This is a genomic window from Flavobacterium sp. 9AF (genome assembly GCF_902506265.1).
Taxonomy (GTDB): domain Bacteria; phylum Bacteroidota; class Bacteroidia; order Flavobacteriales; family Flavobacteriaceae; genus Flavobacterium.
This window is the reverse complement of record NZ_LR733629.1, coordinates 1-20,685: the sequence shown is the minus strand read 5'-3', so window position 1 is coordinate 20,685 and position 20,685 is coordinate 1. Positions and strand designations below refer to the sequence as shown.

The 20,685-nt window shown below is 29.5% G+C and carries 19 protein-coding genes; 18 read left to right on the top strand and 1 reads right to left on the bottom strand.

The annotated features are described in order from the left end of the window. The first annotated feature begins 166 nt into the window (after window positions 1-166). The 18 genes from HALO113_RS19075 to hisIE all read left to right on the top strand — a co-directional run bounded on the left by HALO113_RS19075 (window position 167) and on the right by hisIE (window position 19,728). The gene (locus HALO113_RS19075; protein WP_159780738.1) at window positions 167-601 is read left to right on the top strand and encodes a thioredoxin family protein; all 435 of its coding nucleotides are present in this window, start codon (window positions 167-169) and stop codon (window positions 599-601) included. After that, entirely contained in the window at window positions 601-1,581 is a 981-nt protein-coding gene (locus tag HALO113_RS19070; RefSeq protein ID WP_159780737.1) for an FAD:protein FMN transferase, read from the top strand. The genes HALO113_RS19075 and HALO113_RS19070 overlap by 1 nt, the downstream gene beginning before the upstream one ends. A gap of 160 nt (window positions 1,582-1,741) precedes the next feature. After that, complete coding sequence (locus HALO113_RS19065; protein WP_201297715.1) at window positions 1,742-1,951, top strand: DUF4266 domain-containing protein; 210 nt, start codon at window positions 1,742-1,744, stop codon at window positions 1,949-1,951. A 40-nt stretch (window positions 1,952-1,991) separates the two neighbouring features. Next, on the top strand, window positions 1,992-3,305 hold the full coding sequence (locus tag HALO113_RS19060) for a DUF3570 domain-containing protein (protein WP_159780736.1): 1,314 nt from the start codon (window positions 1,992-1,994) through the stop codon (window positions 3,303-3,305). Between the two features lie 15 nt (window positions 3,306-3,320). Next, a complete protein-coding gene (locus tag HALO113_RS19055) occupies window positions 3,321-3,983 on the top strand; it encodes a response regulator transcription factor (protein WP_159780735.1) in 663 nt (220 codons plus the stop codon). Beyond that, a complete protein-coding gene (locus HALO113_RS19050; RefSeq protein ID WP_159780734.1) occupies window positions 3,976-5,376 on the top strand; it encodes a cell wall metabolism sensor histidine kinase WalK in 1,401 nt (466 codons plus the stop codon). Before HALO113_RS19055 ends, HALO113_RS19050 begins: the two co-directional genes overlap by 8 nt. 117 nt (window positions 5,377-5,493) lie before the next feature. Further along, entirely contained in the window at window positions 5,494-5,871 is a 378-nt protein-coding gene (locus HALO113_RS19045) for a hypothetical protein (RefSeq protein ID WP_159780733.1), read from the top strand. Between the two features lie 223 nt (window positions 5,872-6,094). Beyond that, the gene (locus tag HALO113_RS19040; RefSeq protein WP_159780732.1) at window positions 6,095-10,429 is read left to right on the top strand and encodes a CusA/CzcA family heavy metal efflux RND transporter; all 4,335 of its coding nucleotides are present in this window, start codon (window positions 6,095-6,097) and stop codon (window positions 10,427-10,429) included. 3 nt (window positions 10,430-10,432) lie between these two features. Continuing rightward, window positions 10,433-11,548 (top strand): efflux RND transporter periplasmic adaptor subunit, encoded by a 1,116-nt coding sequence (locus tag HALO113_RS19035; RefSeq protein WP_159780731.1) that lies wholly within the window; start codon window positions 10,433-10,435, stop codon window positions 11,546-11,548. Window positions 11,549-11,605: 57 nt separating this feature from the next. Continuing rightward, the gene (locus HALO113_RS19030) at window positions 11,606-12,319 is read left to right on the top strand and encodes a VIT family protein (protein WP_159780730.1); all 714 of its coding nucleotides are present in this window, start codon (window positions 11,606-11,608) and stop codon (window positions 12,317-12,319) included. Window positions 12,320-12,578: 259 nt separating this feature from the next. Continuing rightward, window positions 12,579-13,436, top strand: coding sequence for an ATP phosphoribosyltransferase (gene hisG, locus HALO113_RS19025; protein WP_159780729.1), 858 nt, complete (start codon window positions 12,579-12,581; stop codon window positions 13,434-13,436). 11 nt (window positions 13,437-13,447) lie between these two features. Further along, complete coding sequence (gene hisD / locus HALO113_RS19020) at window positions 13,448-14,737, top strand: histidinol dehydrogenase (protein WP_159780728.1); 1,290 nt, start codon at window positions 13,448-13,450, stop codon at window positions 14,735-14,737. A gap of 4 nt (window positions 14,738-14,741) precedes the next feature. Continuing rightward, the gene (gene hisC, locus HALO113_RS19015) at window positions 14,742-15,806 is read left to right on the top strand and encodes a histidinol-phosphate transaminase (protein WP_159780727.1); all 1,065 of its coding nucleotides are present in this window, start codon (window positions 14,742-14,744) and stop codon (window positions 15,804-15,806) included. After that, complete coding sequence (gene hisB, locus HALO113_RS19010; protein WP_159780726.1) at window positions 15,799-16,935, top strand: bifunctional histidinol-phosphatase/imidazoleglycerol-phosphate dehydratase HisB; 1,137 nt, start codon at window positions 15,799-15,801, stop codon at window positions 16,933-16,935. The genes hisC and hisB overlap by 8 nt, the downstream gene beginning before the upstream one ends. An 88-nt stretch (window positions 16,936-17,023) precedes the next feature. Further along, window positions 17,024-17,608, top strand: coding sequence for an imidazole glycerol phosphate synthase subunit HisH (gene hisH, locus HALO113_RS19005; RefSeq protein ID WP_159780725.1), 585 nt, complete (start codon window positions 17,024-17,026; stop codon window positions 17,606-17,608). Between the two features lie 12 nt (window positions 17,609-17,620). Next, window positions 17,621-18,349, top strand: coding sequence for a 1-(5-phosphoribosyl)-5-[(5-phosphoribosylamino)methylideneamino]imidazole-4-carboxamide isomerase (hisA, locus tag HALO113_RS19000; RefSeq protein WP_159780724.1), 729 nt, complete (start codon window positions 17,621-17,623; stop codon window positions 18,347-18,349). A 5-nt stretch (window positions 18,350-18,354) separates the two neighbouring features. Next, window positions 18,355-19,110 carry an imidazole glycerol phosphate synthase subunit HisF gene (gene hisF, locus HALO113_RS18995; protein ID WP_159780723.1) on the top strand — a complete coding sequence of 252 codons (756 nt, stop codon included), beginning with the start codon at window positions 18,355-18,357 and terminating at the stop codon, window positions 19,108-19,110. An 18-nt stretch (window positions 19,111-19,128) separates the two neighbouring features. Further along, window positions 19,129-19,728, top strand: coding sequence for a bifunctional phosphoribosyl-AMP cyclohydrolase/phosphoribosyl-ATP diphosphatase HisIE (hisIE, locus tag HALO113_RS18990; RefSeq protein WP_159780722.1), 600 nt, complete (start codon window positions 19,129-19,131; stop codon window positions 19,726-19,728). A 49-nt stretch (window positions 19,729-19,777) separates the two neighbouring features. Here the strand turns inward: hisIE and HALO113_RS18985 are convergent. Next, window positions 19,778-20,685 (bottom strand): T9SS type A sorting domain-containing protein (locus HALO113_RS18985; RefSeq protein ID WP_159780721.1); only part of this gene is annotated, 908 nt, incomplete at its 5' end.

Genomic DNA, 20,685 nt, shown 5'->3' with positions numbered 1-20,685 from the left:
CAAGGTATTTGTTCATACAAAGATTATTATGAATCAAATGTAGAATAAGCGACATTTTATTTACTTAAGTTTCGCTTAAAACATTCTTAAGTTTCACTTAATTCAAAAAAGGAGTTATAATAAGACCAAAAAAAATGTGTTTACTTTGTATTAAATTATTTTAGAAATGAAAAAGATTTTAACTGTCTTAACTTTATTTATTGTATCGTTAAGTTTTTCTCAAGATTGGAAGTATAATTTTGATGAAGCTAAAGAAATAGCTAAAAAAGAAAATAAAGACATCGTTTTAATATTTTCTGGTTCAGATTGGTGCGCTCCATGTATCAAATTAGACAAAAATATTTGGCAATCCAATGCTTTCCAAAATGAGTCAAAAGAAAAATGGGTCTTGGTAAAAGCTAATTTTCCAAGAAAAAAAGCCAATCAATTATCGGATGAACAAACAGAGCATAACCGAAATTTAGCCGAGAAATATAACATTGAAGGAAGTTTTCCTTTAGTAGTTTTGTTAGATAGTAATGGAAAAGTATTAGGGAAAATGGGATTTAAAAATGTTTCACCTGAGGAATATATTAAAATGATACATGCTTTAAAAAAATAATGAAAAATCAGGTTTTATTTCTTTTTATCTTTTGTACTTCTTTTTCTTTTAGTCAAGTTACTCATAAGAAAAAGGCCTCTCTATTGGGAAGTCCATTTGAGATAACTGTAGTGGCTGAAGACACAATTAAAGGAGAGAAATTTTGTAATTGGGCTATAGAAGAAGTAAAGAGAATAGAGAATTTAATTTCAGATTGGATACCTACTTCACAAATTTCTACTGTAAATCAAAATGCGGGTATTAAACCTATCAAAGTAGATGAGGAAGTATTCGAATTAGTTGAAAGAGCTATTAAAGTTTCGAAAATTACAAAAGGAGCATTTGATATTAGTTATGCTTCAATGGATAAAATTTGGAAATTTGATGGAAGTATGAAAATGATGCCTTCTGAAGAAGAAATTAAAAAATCTGTAGCGAGAGTAGGTTATCAAAAAATTATTTTGAATGTAGAAAATAAGACTATTTTTTTACAAGATAAAGGAATGAAACTGGGGCTAGGTGGCATTGGGCAAGGTTATATTGCTGACAAAATTAAAGTTTTACTACAAAGTAAAGGTTGTACAGCGGGTATTGTTAATGTTTCTGGTGATATTAATACATGGGGTTACCAAATAAATGGTAGTCCTTGGACAGTCGCAATTGTTAATCCTTTAAACAAAGAAAAAGTTTTTGCTACTTTTCCATTAATTGATAGTGCAGTGGAAACTTCGGGTAGTTATGAAAAATATGTTACTTTTAATGGAAAAAGATACTCTCACATTATTGATCCTAGAACTGGTTATCCAGCTACAGGAATAATTAGTGTTTCTGTATTTGCTAAACAAACAGAAATAGCAGATGCTTTAGCAACAGGTATTTTTGTATTAGGTGTAGATGTTGGACTCAATTTAATTGATCAAATTAATGGTGTAGAATGTATTATAATTGATGATAAAGGAGAAATTCACTATTCCAAAAATATTGATTTAAAAACAAAATAGGATTTATTAATACCACATAAATTTAAAGTTATATAATCCCATAATTTAGCTATTTGTGTGCGCAAACATATTGACCACAAATGGTCTAAAAAGAGACATGAGATGAAATCAAACAGATGGAGCATAATACAGTTACCACAATAAAATAAAACTTAAACGTATGAAAAAAGTTATAATTATGATTATCTTGATAGGATTAGGTACATCTTGTAATTCTGTTAAAGAATACGATAAACAATATATTAACGATCCAGATATGAAATTGTCTGCACGCTTAACGGAACGTTTTGAAACTAATTTTCAAGTTTATAGAGAAGCTGCTGCTGGTGCCAATGGTGGTAAAACCGGTGGTGGATGCGGTTGTAATTAATATATAACAAACAAATAGGAATATCCAAAAAAAAGTATTTATGAAATATACGATAGGAATAACGCTCTTATTAGTTTCTTTTTTCTCCTTCTCTCAAGAGAATGATTCAACGGTCACTTACAAAAAAAGGGTTTTAGAAAGCATTGAAGTAGATTTTTTAGCAAGTTACTATAAACAAGATGGAATTCATTCTGCTGTTTCAGGAGGTCAAGGTACTGAAAATCTTACAGATATAACACCAACAATTGTAGTTGCTGTACCTCTAAATGATGATGATGTACTTACAGTTGATGCTGGTATATCTGCTTATTCGTCTGCTTCATCAAGTAATATAAATCCTTTTGATACCAATGCTCCAAGCCCATGGCAAGCTTCTTCGGGAGCTTCACAATCTGATGCCTTAACAAGCATAGTTGTTAATTATAGTCACAGTTCAGATAATAGAAATACGATTTGGAATGCCCATCTTTCAGGGTCTGTAGAATATGATTATTCTTCGTTAGGCTTTGGAGGAGGCTTAACAAAATTGTTTAATGACAAAAATTCAGAGTTTAATGTGTCTGCTAATGTTTACTTAGACACTTGGAGCCCAATCTATCCTAAAGAATTACAAGACTTTAAGTCTAATGGTGGAAATCTAAATGGAGGAATTTTTAATAATTATACAATTAGTGGCAATATGGCTTATAATCCTACTAAGTTTTCTTTTCATGAAAATAAAAACAGGAATTCTTTTGCGTTGTCTCTGAGTTTTTCTCAAATTGTGACAAAAAAAATACAATTTTCAATTTTCTTAGACATTTTACAGCAACAAGGATTATTATCAACACCCTATCAAAGAGTCTATTTTTCAGATGTAGCAAATTCATATGTGAATGATTTTCAATTAGCAGATGATATCGAACGCTTACCAGATAGCCGTTTTAAGCTACCTATTGGTACAAGAATCAATTATTATCTTAATGAACGCTTAGTTATTCGTACCTATTATCGTTATTATACTGATAGTTGGGATATTTCTTCTCATACCATGAATATCGAATTACCAATTAAACTTTCTGATAAATTTACAGTTTTTCCAATGTATCGCTATTATACACAGCAACAATCTAAGTATTTTGCCCCTTATGAAAAACATCTTTCTACTGAAGAATACTATACTTCAGATTATGATTTATCAACTTTTAATGCGAATCAATTTGGTTTTGGTATTAATTATACCGATATTTTTACTAATGCTAAGATTTGGAAATTTGGATTAAAAAATATTGATTTTCGCTATAATTATTATAAAAGAAACGATGGTTTAGACGCTAATATCGTTTCGTTTGGTGTAAAATTTGTAGAGCAATAACTAAATATTTAATTAATGCATATCCTAATAGTAGAAGATGAAAAAGGAATAATAGATTTCCTAAAACAAGGACTGGAAGAAGAAGGATATACAGTTTCTTATGCGACTAATGGTAAAGAAGGTTTAGAAAAAGCATTTTTAAAACCAACCGATTTAATTCTTTTAGATTGGATGTTGCCACAAATGAATGGTATAGAAGTATGTAAAGAGGTTAGAAAACAAAATACAAGTGTTCCTATAATTTTCTTAACTGCGAAGGATACAGTACAGGAAACAATAGAAGGTTTAAAATCTGGAGCTAATGATTATATAAAAAAACCTTTTAGTTTTGAAGAATTATTAGAAAGAATTAAAATTCATTTTAGAAATAATACACAAAAAGAAAAACTTACTTTAGGGAACATTACTGTAGATCGAAATAAATTTCAAGTTCTCGTAGATTCAAAAGAAGTTTCATTAACCCAAAGAGAATTCGAACTTTTAGCCTATTTAATTATAAATAAAGGTAAAGTGTGCACAAGAAATAAAATTATAGAAGATGTTTGGGATATTCATTTTGATTATGATACTGGAGTAATAGATGTTTTTATGAATGCCATTAGAAAAAAACTAAATATCTCAAAAGATGAAGAACTTATAAAAACTATTCGTGGAGTAGGATACATTGCTAATGACTAATTTTTTATCATTTTCTTTTAAAAACAGAATTGCCTTTAACTATATAGTTAGTGGTTCTATTTTGATTGCCATCGTCTTTGTTTTTATTTATAGTATTGTAAAATATAGCGTAAATGAGCATATCAATAGTGAAATTTCAAATGAATTATTTAAACATTTAGATGATGTCACAACAGATAGCAATGATACTTATTTAATTCAGGTTGACCAATGGAGAGCAAGAGAGCATAATTCTATAAAAGTAAACCCTGTTTTTGTTGAGTTTTACGATAATAACAAACAGTTAATTGATAAATCCCCTAATTTAAATGATTCTAATCTCAAACTTTTAGATGAAAAATTTAATGAAAAATTCATTAATTCAGGTTTAAATGGTATTCCATTAAGACAAACACAAAAGCCTATTTTAAATAAAGGAAAAATTGTAGGATACCTTGTCGTTGCCATGTCATTAGAAGATTTTGAAATTGTTGAGATTCTAAAAGAAACATTACTCATTTCCTTTCCTATAATTTTAATTATTCTTTTTCTCATCGCTCGATTTTTTGCAGGAAGAAGTATTAGACCTGTAAGTACAATTATTGAAACATCTAGTCAAATAACTAAGGATAACCTACAAACAAGGATTCCTTTACCTAATAATAAAGACGAATTATATACATTATCTGAAAATATTAATAATCTACTTGATCGGATTGAAAATGCAATTGAAAGAGAAAAACAATTTACTTCTGATGCTTCTCATGAACTGAGAACACCATTAGCTGTAATTAAAGGAACCATGGAGGTTTTAATTAGAAAATCAAGAAGTCAGGAAGAATATGAATCAAAAATTAATTTTTGTATTTCTGAAGTAGATAGACTAAATCATATGGTAGATCAACTCTTGCTTTTAGCACGTTTTGAAAATCAAAAACAAAATATAAAAGTTGAAACTATTTATTTAAACGCTATTATTTTAGATAGTTTAACAAGATTCTCTGAAAAAATAAGTTCAAAAAAAATAAAAGTCACTACCCATTTTATTGAAGATTATTATTTTATTTCTGACAATTATTTAGTGTCAATTATTTTTAGTAATCTCATTTCAAATGCAATCAAATATACAAATGAGAACGGAACAGTTATGTTATCTTTAGAAAAACAAAAAAACAATATTCTATTCGGGATAATTGATAATGGGATTGGAATTTCTAACGATAATTTGGACAAGATTTTTAATTCATTTTATCGTTCAGATGTTGCACACCATTCCGAAATAAAAGGCACAGGGCTTGGATTATCTATTGTTAAAAGACTTTGTGATTTATTAAAAATTGAAATTACTGTTGAAAGCACATTAAATGTAGGTACACATGTAACATTAAGTTTCCCTTTAGATAATCCTAAGTAGATTTTAAGCAACTTTTATATTTAATACAATACATTTGTATTGTAAATTTAATTGTAATGAGAAAATCTTTTACTAATTTTATACTGTAAATTTTCTTGTACTTCAATAAGAGATAAAATGAACAAAATAATTGCCATATTTTTAATCACTATTTTTTTGTGTGCCAACACATCAATAGGGCAATTATTGAAAGTTCCTAATTTATTGGAACATTACAAAGAACATCAAAAAAATGTTGCTACAAGTTCCATTTCGTTTGTTCAATTTTTAAAATTGCATTATTCTAAAAACTTTGAAAATAACCAGGAAGAGCATCAAAATTTACCATTCAAAACTTTTGATAATGTAACCAGTGTTTTGTTTGTTATTTCTTTTATAAATCTTCAAATTCAATTAATTAAGCCTTTAATTACTTGTAAGCAGAAGTTTTTTTACAATAAATCATTCAAATCTAAATTGGTTATTACCATTTGGATGCCTCCTAAAATAGCCTAACATTTTTAGTCAAAAGGCTGTGCAAAAAGTGCAATCTTGTCCAAATGAACGTGTTTCAGCTTCTATAATTTTTTTGATTTTCTACTATCATTAGATTCCGAAATCGAAGATTCAACGAAGTTAAATACATTCGGAATGACAAATCAAAACTTTTTAAGCAGTCTCATCTCATTGTATTTATCTTTTGAGATAGATGCCATTTATTATTCTTTAATTAAATAAAATGTTAGAAAAAATAATTGCCTTTAGTTTAAGAAACAAACTTATAATCATACTTTTCACAATAGCAATATTAGGATTTGGTATTTATTCGGTGTTTCAAATTGCCATAGGAGCTGTACCCGATGTAACCAATAATCAGGTACAAGTTATTACCACATCAAGAAATCTTTCAACGGAAGATATTGAACAATATATTACTGCACCAGTTGAACTAGAAATGGCTAATTTACCTGGAGTTGTAGAAATTCGTTCTATTTCAAAGTTCGGAATTTCAGTAGTTACCATAGTTTTTGAAGAAAATTTAGGTACCTATTTACCGCGCCAATTAATTGCTGAAAAAATAAAATCGGCTACAGAAAAAATTCCTTCAGGTTTTGGCGTTCCCGAAATGGGACCAATCACAACCGGTTTAGGTGAAATTTATCAATATACTTTAGAAGTAAAACCTGAATATGCCGATTTATATACAATTACCGATTTAAGAACCATACAAGATTGGACAGTAAAGCGTAATCTTTCTGGAATAAGAGGTGTAGTGGAGATTAACACTTGGGGTGGCTATTTAAAACAATATGAAGTTACTGTTAATTCAGCAACTTTAAAATCAATGAATATTTCAATATCAGATTTGTTTACCGCGCTTGAGAAAAATAATAGTATTGCTGGTGGAGGATACATAGAAAAAGAAAACGAAAGTTACTTTATTCGTGGTGAAGGAAAAGTAAGTAATCTTGAAGATATTAATAATATTGTAATAAAAACTACAAATGGACTTCCAATTTATGTAAAAGATATTGCTCAAGTAAAGTATGGTTATGCTAGTCGTTTTGGGGCTATTACGGGTAATGGACAAGGCGAAAAGGTAATGGGGCAAATTATGATGCTTAAAAATGCGAATTCAAAGCAGGTTTTAAGTGATGTAAAAAAACGCGTTGCTGAATTACAAGAAAAATTGCCGCAAGGTGTTTATATTAATCCGTTTTTAGAAAGAGGCGAATTAGTTGGTAAAACTACTTTTACTGTAGCCGAAAACTTAATTTTAGGTTGTTTAATCGTAATTTTTGTTGTGGTTTTATTATTGGGAAATTGGCGTTCTGGTTTAGTCGTTGCTTCGGTAATTCCATTATGTTTATTATTTGCTATTTCATTTATGAATATTTTTGGAATTGATGCCAATCTAATGAGTTTAGGTGCTATCGATTTCGGAATTATAATTGATGGCGCTGTAATTATTGTAGAGTTTATTGCTTTCCAAATCACTCAAAAAACAGCTGCATTAAATCAATTAGCCAAAGAAGATAAACAAGCTGAAATTGATAAAATAACCTACAGCAGTGCTGCTAAAATGATGAATTCTGCTATTTTCGGACAGTTAATCATTTTAATTGTATTTATTCCTATATTATCTTTATCAGGCGTTGAAGGAAAAATGTTTAAACCCATGGCAATGACGTTTAGTTTTGCCTTATTGGGAGCCATGTTGTTCTGTTTGACGTATGTTCCTGTAATTTCCTCTATATTCTTGAAACCCAAAGAGGAAAAAGAAAATTCAATATCCAATCGATTAATCAATAAACTGAATTCTTGGTATTTACCTGTAATTCATTGGGCTTTAAAGAATACCAAAAAAGTTTTAATCAGTGCTTTTAGTTTATTAATTGGAACGATAATTTTATTTACAACAATGGGTGGTGAATTTATACCAACATTAGACGAAGGTGATTTTGTTATCCAACCGGTTTTAAAAACGGGAACTTCGTTAAGTAAAACTATTGAAACGACAACGTTAATCGAAAAAACAATTTTAGATAATTTCCCTGAAGTTGAACAAGTGGTGAGTAGAATTGGTGCGGCCGAAGTGCCAACTGATCCTATGAGCATGGAAGAAAGTGATGTTATTGTAAAGTTGAAACCAAAAAGCGATTGGGTTTCTGCTGATTCTAAAGATGAATTAGCCGATAAGATTAAAGAAGCTATCGAAAAGAAAATTCCTAACGTGGAAATCGAGTTTACGCAACCAATTGAAATGCGTTTTAATGAGTTAATTTCTGGAACGCGTTCTGATATAGCAATTAAATTATTTGGAGAAGATTTAGATATTTTGGCTCAAAAAGCAACAGAAATTGAAAGTACCATTAAAAATGTTGAAGGTGCATCTGATATTATCGTTGAAAAAACGGAAGGGTTACCTCAAATGACTGTAAATTATAACAGAAGTAAAATAGCACATTATGGTTTAAATATTTCTGATTTAAACAATTTTATTGCTTTAGGTTTTGCGGGTCAATCAACGGGACAAGTTTTTGAAGGTGAAAAACGCTTCGATTTAGTAGTTCGTTTAAATGAAAGTAAACGTTCTTCTATTGATGATCTACGTAATCTATTTGTTTCTTTACCCAATGGTGAACAAATTCCATTACACGAAGTAGCAAACATCCAATATAGCAAAGGTCCAGCTAAGATTTCTCGCGATGACACAAAACGTAGAGTAGTGGTTGGAGTTAATGTAAGAAACCGAGATTTACAAAGTGTTGTAGATGATATTAAAACAAAGGTTAATAAAAAAATAGATTTACCAGAAGGGTATTATATCGAATACGGAGGACAATTTAAAAACCTTGAAAGTGCAAAAGCAAGATTATTGATTGCTGTACCAATTGCTTTGATTTTGATTTTCATTTTATTATATTTTGCTTTTGGTTCTATAAAAGAAGCAGCAATGGTATATTCTGCAATACCACTGTCAGCTGTTGGAGGAATTCTATTTTTATGGATACGAGATTTACCATTTAGTATTTCGGCTGGAGTTGGATTTATTGCCCTTTTTGGTATTGCTGTTTTAAATGGAATTGTATTAATCGAACATTTCAAGGAACTAAAACATCATCAAGGCGATATGGCTTTAGATGAGTTAATCATAAAAGGAACAACCGATAGATTACGTCCCGTTTTATTAACAGCTTCTGCAGCTGCATTAGGATTTTTACCAATGGCAATTTCAGCGTCAGCAGGAGCAGAAGTACAACGACCGTTAGCAACTGTAGTAATTGGCGGATTAATTACAGCTACTTTATTAACGATGATTGTGTTACCCGTTTTGTTCAAATTATTAGATGAAAAAGAAACCAAGAAAATTAAATTCAAAAAAATGAAATCATCGACTTTAATTTTAGCATTTGTATTTATCGGAATCACAGCTCAAAGTCAAGAGAAAAATGAGGAATTATCAAATTTAATTCAACTAGCCAATCAAAATAATAAAGAAATTAAAGCTTTAGAATTAAAATTAGAACGGGCCAAAGTAAACACTTCAACGGCTTTTACATTAGATAGAACAACGGTTTATTACAGTTACGATCAAAATAATTTAGCAGTCAATAACGAGCCTTTAAAAGTTTTTGGTATGCAACAAAATTTTGATTTTCCCTCGCTTTATTTTGCTAAAAAGAAGCTGCTAAAATCAAATTATGAGGTTGAAAGTAAAGCATTAGAAATTGAAAAAAGTAAGCTAAATCGTAAAGTTTCCAAGAATTATTACGAAATCGTGTATTGGCAAAATCGAGAGAAATTGTATCAATATTTAGATAGTTTGTACCAAAGTTTTTCAAAAGCAAGTAACAGAAGATTTGAGTTAGGTGAAACCAATTATTTAGAGAAAATTACAGCACAAGCAAAGTCACAAAAAATAGCTGCCGAATTACAAAAAATAGACAAAGAAAAAGCAGCTTCATACAATGCTTTACAAGCATTATTGCAAACGGATTCATTAGTTTTTGTGAATGAGAATGAATTAAATTACAATTCAATTAAAAATTCAAATACTAAAATTTATAGTTCTTATTATGAAAGTGTTATGAATAATTATAATTATCAATTAAAACTTCAAAAACAAACTTGGTTTCCATCCATTTCTGCTGAATATTTTCAAGGTAAAAACACAGGATTATCAAGTTCGCTTTACGGATTTCAAGTAGGTTTAAATGTACCATTGTTTTTTTCTGGAAATGCTAAAAAAACAAAAATGTTGCAACTAGAAAAGGAAAGTTGGAACCAACAAAAAGAAGCTGAATTAACTAAGATAAATCAATTTGTTGCTCAAAAAAACAATCAGTTAACAGGAATAAAAACTACGATCGATTACTACGAAACTTCAGGTAAAAAGCTCTCCGATGAAATTTTGAAAGTGGCCAACATGAGTTACAAACATGGCGAAATTGATTTCTTTCAATACATCCAAAGTTTAGAAAATGCATTGCAAATCAAGATGGATTATTTAGATGCCATTTTAGAATACAACAACACCATTTTAGATATAGAATTTATTAATTACCAATAGATTATGAACAAATTAGTATATACATTTTTAGTTTTAGTTGCATTTACTTCTTGCAAAGAAACAAATACGGAGGAAACTCAAACTGAAACCTCAAATACAGTTGCACTTACAAAAGAACAATTTGAAACTTCAAAAATGGAAATTGGTTCGCCTAAAGAACAAGACTTTGATGACGTATTAAAAGTTTCAGGAAAAATTGACGTTCCAGCTAAAGATAAAGCTAAAATTACTGCGGTTTTAGGCGGTTACATTAAGACTTCGAATGTTATTATTGGTCAAAAAGTTTCAAAAGGACAAGCGATTGCTATAATTGAAAATACTGAATTCATTGATATCCAAAGAGATTATCTAGAAATTTCAGAGCAATTAACCTATTTAAAATCGGAATATGTGCGTCAAAAAACGTTATTCGAAGAAAATATTACTTCTCAAAAAAATTACTTAAAAGCGGAAAGTGATTACAAACAAGCGGTAAGCAGTTACAATTCACTTCGTGAAAAATTGCAATTAATCAATATCAATCCAAATGCAATTAATAGAAATCAATTAAGTTCACAAGTAACTATTTATTCCCCAATTGATGGAGTAGTTGTGACAACAAATGCTAATCTAGGTGCTTACATTGCTCCTGAAAATACGATTGTAGAAGTAGTAAATGATGCTAATTTAATGATGAGTTTAGCAGTTTTTGAAAAAGATATTTTAAAACTTTCTGAAGGACAAGAAATTCAATTTACTATAGGTGAAAACACTGAAACTATCTATAAATCTAAGATTAAAACCATTGGTAAAGCAATTAATGAAATCGATCGATCCATACCTGTTTTTGGAGATTTAGATGCAGATTTAAAGAAAAAATTAGTAGTTGGGATGTTTACAGAGGCAAAAATTGTACTAGGGAACAAAAAGGCAATAGCTTTACCTACAACTTCATTTTCAGAGGAAGGAGATAAAAAATTCATATATTTAGTAACCAAAAAAAGCGCAACTGAATATGAATTTAAAAAAGTAGCGGTTAAAATTGGTATTGAAAATGAACTCTTTACTGAAGTTTTTATGAATTCATTATTAAATCAAAATTCTGAAGTATTAACAAAAGGCGTTTTTCAAATTGATTAATGATTTTATATTTTAAATTATATAAATTTTAAAAAATAATAATTTATATTAGATATTATGACTAAAAAAGAAGAATTAGATAATTACCTTGATAACCATTATATTCATAAAAGTAATTGGTTACGAGCAGCGGTTTTAGGAGCAAATGATGGTATTTTATCCATTTCTAGTATTGCTATTGGAATGGCTGCTGCAAGTGATCAAAGAGAACCAGTTATTTTGGCAACTTTAGCAGGTTTAGTAGCTGGTGCATTATCTATGGCAGCTGGAGAATATGTGTCTGTGAGTTCACAGACAGATGTTGAAAAATCTGATATTGAGAGAGAAGAACAAGAATTAAAAGATATGCCAGAATTAGAATTACAACGCTTGGCTACTATATATGAATCCAGAGGATTAAAAAAAGAAACTGCTTTGTTAGTAGCTCAAGAGTTGACAGAACACGATGCGTTAGGAGCTCACGTTAGGGACGAATTGGGAATAACAGAAATAAGTCAGGCTAAACCGCTACAAGCCGCATTAGCATCTGGTGCTTCATTTATTTTTGGTGGAATATTACCTTTTTTAGTAACCCTATTTTTTCCAATTAAAAATATGGAATATTATTTGTATTTTTTTGCTATATTATTTTTAGGGTTTTTAGGAGGATTAGCAGCTTATACAGGTGGTTCAAGCATTTTAAAAGCGATATTAAGAGTAACGTTTTGGGGTACAATTGCCATGGTATTAACTGCTGTAGTAGGACATCTTTTTGGAGTTAATTTATCATAATACTAAATTCAACAAATCATAATTTTTAAAAAAGATTTGTTTTTTAAAAAAGTTTATATTTATATTTGCAATGTTATAAGAAACACAAAACCATGTTTTTAAATCAATTACATCATCATCATCATTTTTTCCACGCTCAAGCGAGGCAATGATGATTTTGTAATAATTCAAAATAATTATAAACCCGTTTGAGTAAATCAAACGGGTTTTTTGTTTCTAAAAAGCAATATGATTTACTCAGACATTTTAAAACAAACCCATGAGTATCTTAAAAATTGCAATTCAAAAATCGGGAAGGCTTTACGAAGATAGTATTCAATTACTAAAGGATTCTGGTATATCAGTATATAATGGTAATGACCAGTTAAAAGTAACGGCATCAAATTTTCCACTAGAAGTTTACTTTTTACGTAATTCAGATATTCCTCAATATCTAATTGATGGAGTAGTTGATGTCGCTATAGTAGGTGACAATTTATTAGTTGAAAAAGGAAAAAATATTACAGTAGCGGAACGATTAGGATTTTCAAAATGTAAAGTTTCAATTGCTGTTCCGAAATCATTTTCTTATTCTTCTATAAGTGATTTAAATGGATTAAGAGTGGCCACTTCATATCCAAATACTGTAACGGAGTATTTTTCATCAAAAGGAATGTCGGTAGATATCCACCAAATATCAGGTTCAGTTGAAATTGCACCTAATATTGGACTTTCTGATGCTATAGTTGATATTGTGTCAAGTGGAAGTACATTATTTAAAAATGGCTTAAAAGAAGTAGAAGTAATTTTAAAAAGTGAAGCTGTTTTAGCCATTTCACCACAAATAGCAATGACTTCTAAAAAAATTCTAGACAAGCTTCAATTTCGCATTCAAGCTGTTCTCAGATCAAGAAAATCAAAATATATTCTCATGAATGTTCCTAATGAAAAAATACCTTTTATAACAAAGATTTTACCTGTTTTAAAAAGTCCTACTGTCATGCCATTAAGTGAAGAAGGATGGAGTAGTTTACATTCTGTAATTGAAGAAGATACTTTTTGGGAAGTAATAGATCAATTAAAAGAAGCAGGAGCAGAAGGGATATTAGTTTGTCCAATTGAAAAAATGGTACTTTAAAATGGCATGTTATGTATAAAATAGAAAACCCAACTCCGTTAGAATGGTCTAAATTATTACAAAGACCCACTCAAACTTTTAGTGATATTGAAGAAACAGTAAAAGCAATTTTTAAAGAAGTACAACTTAAAGGCAATAAAGCCATTCTAAAATATACTTCTTTATTTGATGGTATTACTTTAAGCGATTTTATAGTAACTTCAGAAGAACTACAACAAGCAAATAATCTTATTTCTAACGAATTAAAATTAGCCATTCAAACTGCAAAAAATAATATTGAACGTTTTCATTTTGCTCAAAAAACAAACAAAATTGAAGTAGAAACTTCTCATGGAGTTTTATGTTGGCAAGAAAAAAGACCAATTCAAAAAGTTGGATTGTATATTCCTGGTGGTTCCGCACCCTTATTTTCAACTGTTTTAATGTTAGCAGTTCCGGCTAAAATTGCAGGATGTAAAGAGATTATTTTATGTACTCCACCTGATAAAAACGGTAATGTAAATCCTGCTATTTTATATGCTGCGCAGTGTTGTGGTGTTACCAAAATTTATAAAATAGGAGGCATTCAAGCTATAGCATCAATGACTTTTGGAACAGAAACTGTTGAAAAAGTTTACAAAATTTTTGGACCAGGCAATCAATTTGTTACACTTGCAAAACAATACGCTTCTCAATTAGGTGTAGCTATAGATATGCCAGCTGGACCAAGCGAATTACTTGTCTTTGCAGATGATTCAGCCATTCCTAGTTTTGTGGCTTCCGATTTATTGAGTCAAGCAGAACATGGTCCTGACAGTCAAGTTATTTTAGTTACTACTTCAAAAAAGATAATGAATGAGGTTGCAATTGAAATAGAGCAACAATTAGAAGAATTACCACGTAGATCAATTGCGCAACAAGCAATCAATAATTCTAAATTAATCTACATGAATTCAGAAGAAAAAGCTATTGCATTAATTAATGAGTATGGTCCAGAACATTTTATTATATGTGCAAAAAACGAAGATTATTTTGTAAATACAATTCAAAATGCGGGTTCCATATTTATTGGAAACTTCACTCCAGAAAGTGCAGGTGATTATGCTTCAGGAACTAATCATACTTTACCAACAAATGGGTATTCAAAAAGTTATAGTGGTGTAAATTTAGATAGCTTTTTAAAATCCATGACTTTTCAAAAAATCTCAGAAATAGGATTGCAAAAATTAGGAAAATCAATTGAAATAATGGCAGAAGCTGAAGGGTTACAAGCACATAAAAATGCTATAAGTATCCGTTTGAAAAATAGTAAATACGAATAGGACTATGAATAATAAAGAAAAAAAAATAGATTTTGATTTTTTAGTTAGAGAAAACATAAAAACGATGCGTCCTTATTCATCTGCTAGAGATGAATTTAATGAGATAAATAGTGGAGACATGATTTTTTTGGATGCTAATGAAAATCCTTTTGAAAATGGATTAAACCGCTACCCAGATCCGCATCAAAAAGTATTAAAAGAAGTTTTAGCTAAAATCAAAAATGTTAATTCTAACAATATTGTAATTGGAAATGGAAGCGATGAAGTATTGGATTTATTATTTAGGGCTTTTTGTGAACCGAATGTTGATAATATTATTACATTACCGCCTACCTATGGTATGTATGGCGTTTTAGCTAACTTAAATGCCATTGAAAATAAAAAAGTATTACTTACAGATGACTTTCAACCTAATGTAAGCTCAATTTTAAATAGAGTTAATCATAAAACCAAAATCATTTTTTTGTGTTCTCCAAATAATCCTACTGGAAATACTTTTTTAGATAAAAATATAATTGAAATAGTTGAAAACTTCAATGGATTAGTCGTTATAGATGAAGCCTACATTGATTTTTCAGACAAGCCATCATGGTTAAAAAAAATTAATCAATATCCAAATCTAGTCATTATTCAAACTCTTTCAAAAGCATATGGAATGGCAGGTTTACGTTTAGGTTTGGTTTACGCATCAGAACAAATTATTACCATTCTAGAAAAAATTAAGCCACCTTATAATGTTAATAGTATTTCACAAAAATTAGCAATTGAAAAATTGGCGAGTATGAAATATCTTTATGAAATTGAAGAATTAAAAAAAGAACGAGAAAAAGTAATGAAAGCTTTAGTTCAATGCAAAATTGTGACAGAAATCTTTCCATCTGAAACAAATTTCATTTTGTTTCGTGTAGATAATGCAACCTTACAGTACAATCAGTTTTTGGAAAATGGAATTGTGGTAAGAAATAGATCCAATGATTCTTTATGTAGAGGTTGCCTTCGAATAACCATTGGAACACCATTAGAAAATGAAAAAGTAATCGAATTATTAAAAAAACTAAAAAATGTCTAAAAAAGTATTATTTATCGATAGAGATGGAACCATCATAAAAGAAACATCTGATGAGCAAATAGATTCATTTGAAAAAATGATTTTTTATCCTAAGTGTATTCCATTTTTAAGTAAAATAGCTCAGGAATTAAATTATGAACTGGTTATGATTACGAATCAAGATGGTTTAGGAACGGCTTCTTTTCCAGAAGAAACTTTTTGGCCTGTACACAACTTTATTATGAAAACCTATGAAAATGAAGGGGTTATTTTTGATAAAGTCTTTTTAGATCGCACTTTTCCTTATGAAAATGCTCCTACAAGGAAACCAGGCACAGGATTACTAACTGATTATTTTTCTGAATCCTATAATTTAAAAGAATCTTTTGTTATTGGGGATCGTTTAACTGATGTAGAGTTAGCAAAAAACTTAGGTGCACAAGCTATATTTATTAATGATAATACAAATTTAGGTACGAATGAAATTTCTGTAAAAAAGGAAATATTAAATGCTGTAATTGCTCTTGAAACTAACGATTGGCAAAAAATATATGAATTTCTAAAGTTAAAAGAAAGAACTGCATCCATACAAAGAAAAACAAATGAAACGGATATAAGCATTAACTTAAATTTAGATGGAACTGGAAAAAGCAAGATAAATACGGGATTAGCATTCTTCGATCATATGTTAGATCAAATTGCACGTCACGGTCAAATGGATTTAGAAATTGAGGTAAATGGCGATCTTGAAGTAGATGAGCATCATACAATAGAAGATACTGCTATTGCGCTAGGAGAAGTCTTTGCTTCTGCTTTAGGTAACAAATTAGGCATTGAACGTTATGGTTTTTGTTTACCAATGGATGATTGTTTGGCTCAAGTTGCTATCGATTTTAGTGGTAGAAACTGGATTGTTTGGGATGCCGAATTTAAAAGAGAAAAAATAGGTGAAATGCCTACAGAAATGTTTTATCACTTTTTCAAATCTTTTACTGATGGAGCTAAAGCAAATTTGAATATTAAAGCTGAAGGTACTAACGAACACCATAAAATTGAAGCCATCTTTAAAGCACTTGCTAAAGCAATTAAGGCTGCTGTAAAACGTGATGCGGATAAAATGATTCTGCCAAGTACCAAAGGAATGCTGTAAAAGTAGTCAAAAGTCAAAAGTTGAAAGTAGTAGGGGAAAAGTTGTTGTAGAATGAAACAGTAATCGATAATAAATTAAAAGAATATATATGAAAATAGCCATTATAGATTATGGTGCTGGAAATATACAAAGCATATTATTTGCATTGGAAAGAATTGGTTTTCAATCTTTCGTTACTAAGGATTGGAACCAAATAAAATCGGCTGATAAAGTCATCTTTCCTGGAGTAGGTGAGGCAAGTAGTGCTATGGAAAAACTAATAGAAAGCGGCTTAAATGTTTTAATTCCTACTTTAAAACAACCAGTTTTAGGCATTTGTTTAGGAATGCAATTATTATGCAAAAGTTCGGAAGAAGGTAATACAAAAGGATTAGGAATATTTGATTCAGAAGTAATTAAATTTTCAAACAAAGTTAAAGTGCCACAAATGGGATGGAACACAATTTATAATTTAAAATCAGAACTATTCTCAGGTATTTCAGAAAATGAGTACATGTATTTGGTGCATAGTTTTTATGTACCTAAAAACGATGATGCCATTGCTTTAACAGATTATGAAACTTCATACGCAACAGCTTTGCGTAAAAATAATTTTTATGGTGTACAGTTTCATCCTGAGAAGAGTGGCATTTATGGAGAACAAATTTTAAAAAACTTTTTACTTCTAACCTAAATTAATTAAAAGATGAGAATTATTCCGGCAATAGATATTATAGATGGAAAATGTGTACGATTGTCAAAAGGAGATTTTTCGACAAAAAAAATATATAATGAAAATCCACTTGAAGTAGCTAAATCATTCGAAAATTATGGGATTGAATATTTACACTTAGTAGATTTAGATGGAGCAAAAAGTGGAAAAATTATTAACTATAAAGTTTTAGATCAATTAGCAACTAAAACCAATTTAAAAATAGATTTTGGTGGTGGATTAAAATCAGACGAAGACATAAAAATTGCTTTTGAATGTGGAGCAAATCAAATTACAGGAGGAAGTATTGCTGTAAAAAATCCAGAATTATTTCAAAAATGGCTTAATCAATATGGCTCGGAAAAAATTATATTGGGAGCAGATGCTAAAAACAAAAAAATTGCCATATCAGGTTGGTTAGAAGAAAGTAAAGAAGCAATTATTCCATTTATTCAACAATATCAAAAGAAAGGAATTACTTATGTAATTGCTACAGATATTTCAAAAGATGGAATGTTACAAGGGCCTAATTATGAATTATATAAGGATATTTTAGATTCTTGTCAGCAAATTAAAATAATTGCTTCTGGAGGTATTTCATCATTTGATGAACTTCCAAAACTTAAAGCATTAGGATGTGAAGGAACAATCATTGGCAAAGCCATATACGAAGGAAGAATTACATTGAAACAACTAGAACTTTTTATAAGTAATAATTATTAAAAAAAATGCTTACAAAACGAATTATACCTTGCTTAGATATAAAAAATGGGAGAACAGTTAAAGGAGTTAATTTTCAAGATTTAAAAGACGCTGGAAATCCTGTTGAATTGGCAAAAAAATATTCCGAAAGTGGTGCTGATGAATTGGTTTTTTTAGATATTTCTGCAACTGAAGAACGCAGAAAGACATTGGCTAATTTAGTAAAAGAGGTAGCAAAAACGATTAATATTCCTTTTACAGTAGGTGGTGGTATCAGCTCTATAAATGATGTTGCGATACTTTTAAATAATGGTGCGGATAAAATTTCAATAAACTCTTCAGCAATACAAAATCCTGATCTCATAGATGAGTTAGCCTCTAAGTTTGGCAGTCAATGTATTGTGGTTGCAATAGATGCTAAACAAATTCAATCAGATTGGAGAGTTCATATCATGGGCGGTAAAATACCTACAGAGAAAAAATTATTTGAATGGGCTAAAGAAGTTGAACAACGTGGTGCTGGAGAAATACTCTTTACTTCAATGGATCATGACGGTACAAAAAATGGATTTGCAAATTCTACCTTACATCAACTTACTAAAATGGTTAATATTCCTATAATAGCTTCAGGTGGTGCAGGAAAAATGGAACATTTTGCAGAAGCTTTTACTTTTGGTCAGGCAGATGCTGCTTTGGCAGCCAGTGTTTTTCATTTTATGGAAATAGAAATACCCGTGCTAAAGCAATTTTTAAAAAATGAAAATATATCGGTTAGAGTTTAAAATTTTACAAGAAAAAAAATGGAAATAGATTTTACAAAAAATGAAAATGGTTTAATTCCTGCAATAATTCAAGATGATGAAACAAAAAATGTTTTAATGTTAGGCTACATGAATCAGGAAGCAATTAATAGAACATTAGAAACAAAAAAAGTAACGTTTTTTAGTAGGTCTAAAAACAGATTGTGGACAAAAGGAGAAGAGAGTGGTCACTTTTTAGAATTAGTTTCCATAAAAAGCGATTGTGATAACGATACTTTACTAATTCGTGTTAAACCTCAAGGCCCCACTTGCCATACTGGGATGGATACATGTTGGCAAGAGAGCAATGAAGAATCTTATGGATTTCTTTCTCAATTAGAAAATAAAATAAAAATACGTAAAGAAGAAGCAAATATACAAAACAGCTATGTAGCTAGTTTATTTGAAAAAGGAATCAATAAAATTGCTCAAAAAGTAGGTGAAGAAGCTGTTGAACTTGTCATTGAAGCAAAAGACAATAATGAAACCCTTTTTTTAAATGAGAGTGCCGATTTATTATTTCATTATTTAATTTTATTACAAGCCAAAGGATATAACTTGTCTGATGTTATAGCTCAATTAAAAAAAAGGGAGAAATAATACTAATTTATTTCTCCCTCAACCTAAATACACGCTATAAATAATTTAATTAATTTTTTATAAATTTTTGTGACGTTTTGTCTAGTTGTAAGAAATATTCTCCATTTGTTAAGGAAGAAATATTAATTTCATTATTAGTTAGTTTGTTATTTTCAACTAACTTTCCTTGAATATCATAAATATTATATTTTTCAAATTGGTATACACTTTCAATTTTTATAATATCAGAAGAAGGATTAGGATAAATTTTTATTTTAGGATTATCAATAATAAAATTATCATTGTGCAAAAGATTGTTAATTGGCATTTTGGATATTTTACCTGAAATTGTTTGTACAAAAAATAATTCATTTCCAATAATAATAACTCCATTTGGCCATGAGTTAGCTGGTAATTGAACCGAACTTACATACTGAAAACCAGGTCTTGTATAAAAAGTTATGGTACTTGAAGAACTTTCACACATAAAGAATAATTCATTATTCATTGCTATACCAGAAGCATAATTCAAATTATTTAATACAATATCTAATTGTCCATTAGAAACATCTAGTTTATACAATTTGTTAGTATAATTTGATGTAAAATATAAGCGTCCTTCAAAAACTGTAAAAAAATTAGGCTTATAACCTACAATAACATCAGAGGTAGTGTTATTTAACAAGTTGACTTTAACAATTTTAGCAGCTGCATACTGACCTACATATAAATCACCATTTATCTCAGCCATTGGTCCTGCAACATTTGCAATTAATTGAGGCTGATAATTTTCAGTTGATAAATCGATTTTGTATGTTTTATATGGGTTTTCAACACCAACATATAATATATTATTCTTAATATATACAAAGTTTGGATTTTCATTTAATTGTAAAAATAATTCTGGGGAAGAATTAGGAAGAGTGTAATCAAAACGATATATTTTCTTTTGAACATAGGAGTTAAAATATATATAAT

Excerpts from the sequence above, each read along its gene's own strand:
- HALO113_RS19075 (WP_159780738.1), top strand. The coding sequence starts at position 167 with ATGAAAAAGATTTTAACTGTCTTAACTTTATTTATTGTATCGTTAAGT.
- HALO113_RS19070 (WP_159780737.1), top strand. The coding sequence starts at position 601 with ATGAAAAATCAGGTTTTATTTCTTTTTATCTTTTGTACTTCTTTTTCT.
- HALO113_RS19065 (WP_201297715.1), top strand. The coding sequence starts at position 1,742 with ATGAAAAAAGTTATAATTATGATTATCTTGATAGGATTAGGTACATCT.
- HALO113_RS19060 (WP_159780736.1), top strand. The coding sequence starts at position 1,992 with ATGAAATATACGATAGGAATAACGCTCTTATTAGTTTCTTTTTTCTCC.
- HALO113_RS19055 (WP_159780735.1), top strand. The coding sequence starts at position 3,321 with ATGCATATCCTAATAGTAGAAGATGAAAAAGGAATAATAGATTTCCTA.
- HALO113_RS19050 (WP_159780734.1), top strand. The coding sequence starts at position 3,976 with ATGACTAATTTTTTATCATTTTCTTTTAAAAACAGAATTGCCTTTAAC.
- HALO113_RS19045 (WP_159780733.1), top strand. The coding sequence starts at position 5,494 with ATGAACAAAATAATTGCCATATTTTTAATCACTATTTTTTTGTGTGCC.
- HALO113_RS19040 (WP_159780732.1), top strand. The coding sequence starts at position 6,095 with ATGTTAGAAAAAATAATTGCCTTTAGTTTAAGAAACAAACTTATAATC.
- HALO113_RS19035 (WP_159780731.1), top strand. The coding sequence starts at position 10,433 with ATGAACAAATTAGTATATACATTTTTAGTTTTAGTTGCATTTACTTCT.
- HALO113_RS19030 (WP_159780730.1), top strand. The coding sequence starts at position 11,606 with ATGACTAAAAAAGAAGAATTAGATAATTACCTTGATAACCATTATATT.
- hisG (WP_159780729.1), top strand. The coding sequence starts at position 12,579 with ATGAGTATCTTAAAAATTGCAATTCAAAAATCGGGAAGGCTTTACGAA.
- hisD (WP_159780728.1), top strand. The coding sequence starts at position 13,448 with ATGTATAAAATAGAAAACCCAACTCCGTTAGAATGGTCTAAATTATTA.
- hisC (WP_159780727.1), top strand. The coding sequence starts at position 14,742 with ATGAATAATAAAGAAAAAAAAATAGATTTTGATTTTTTAGTTAGAGAA.
- hisB (WP_159780726.1), top strand. The coding sequence starts at position 15,799 with ATGTCTAAAAAAGTATTATTTATCGATAGAGATGGAACCATCATAAAA.
- hisH (WP_159780725.1), top strand. The coding sequence starts at position 17,024 with ATGAAAATAGCCATTATAGATTATGGTGCTGGAAATATACAAAGCATA.
- hisA (WP_159780724.1), top strand. The coding sequence starts at position 17,621 with ATGAGAATTATTCCGGCAATAGATATTATAGATGGAAAATGTGTACGA.
- hisF (WP_159780723.1), top strand. The coding sequence starts at position 18,355 with ATGCTTACAAAACGAATTATACCTTGCTTAGATATAAAAAATGGGAGA.
- hisIE (WP_159780722.1), top strand. The coding sequence starts at position 19,129 with ATGGAAATAGATTTTACAAAAAATGAAAATGGTTTAATTCCTGCAATA.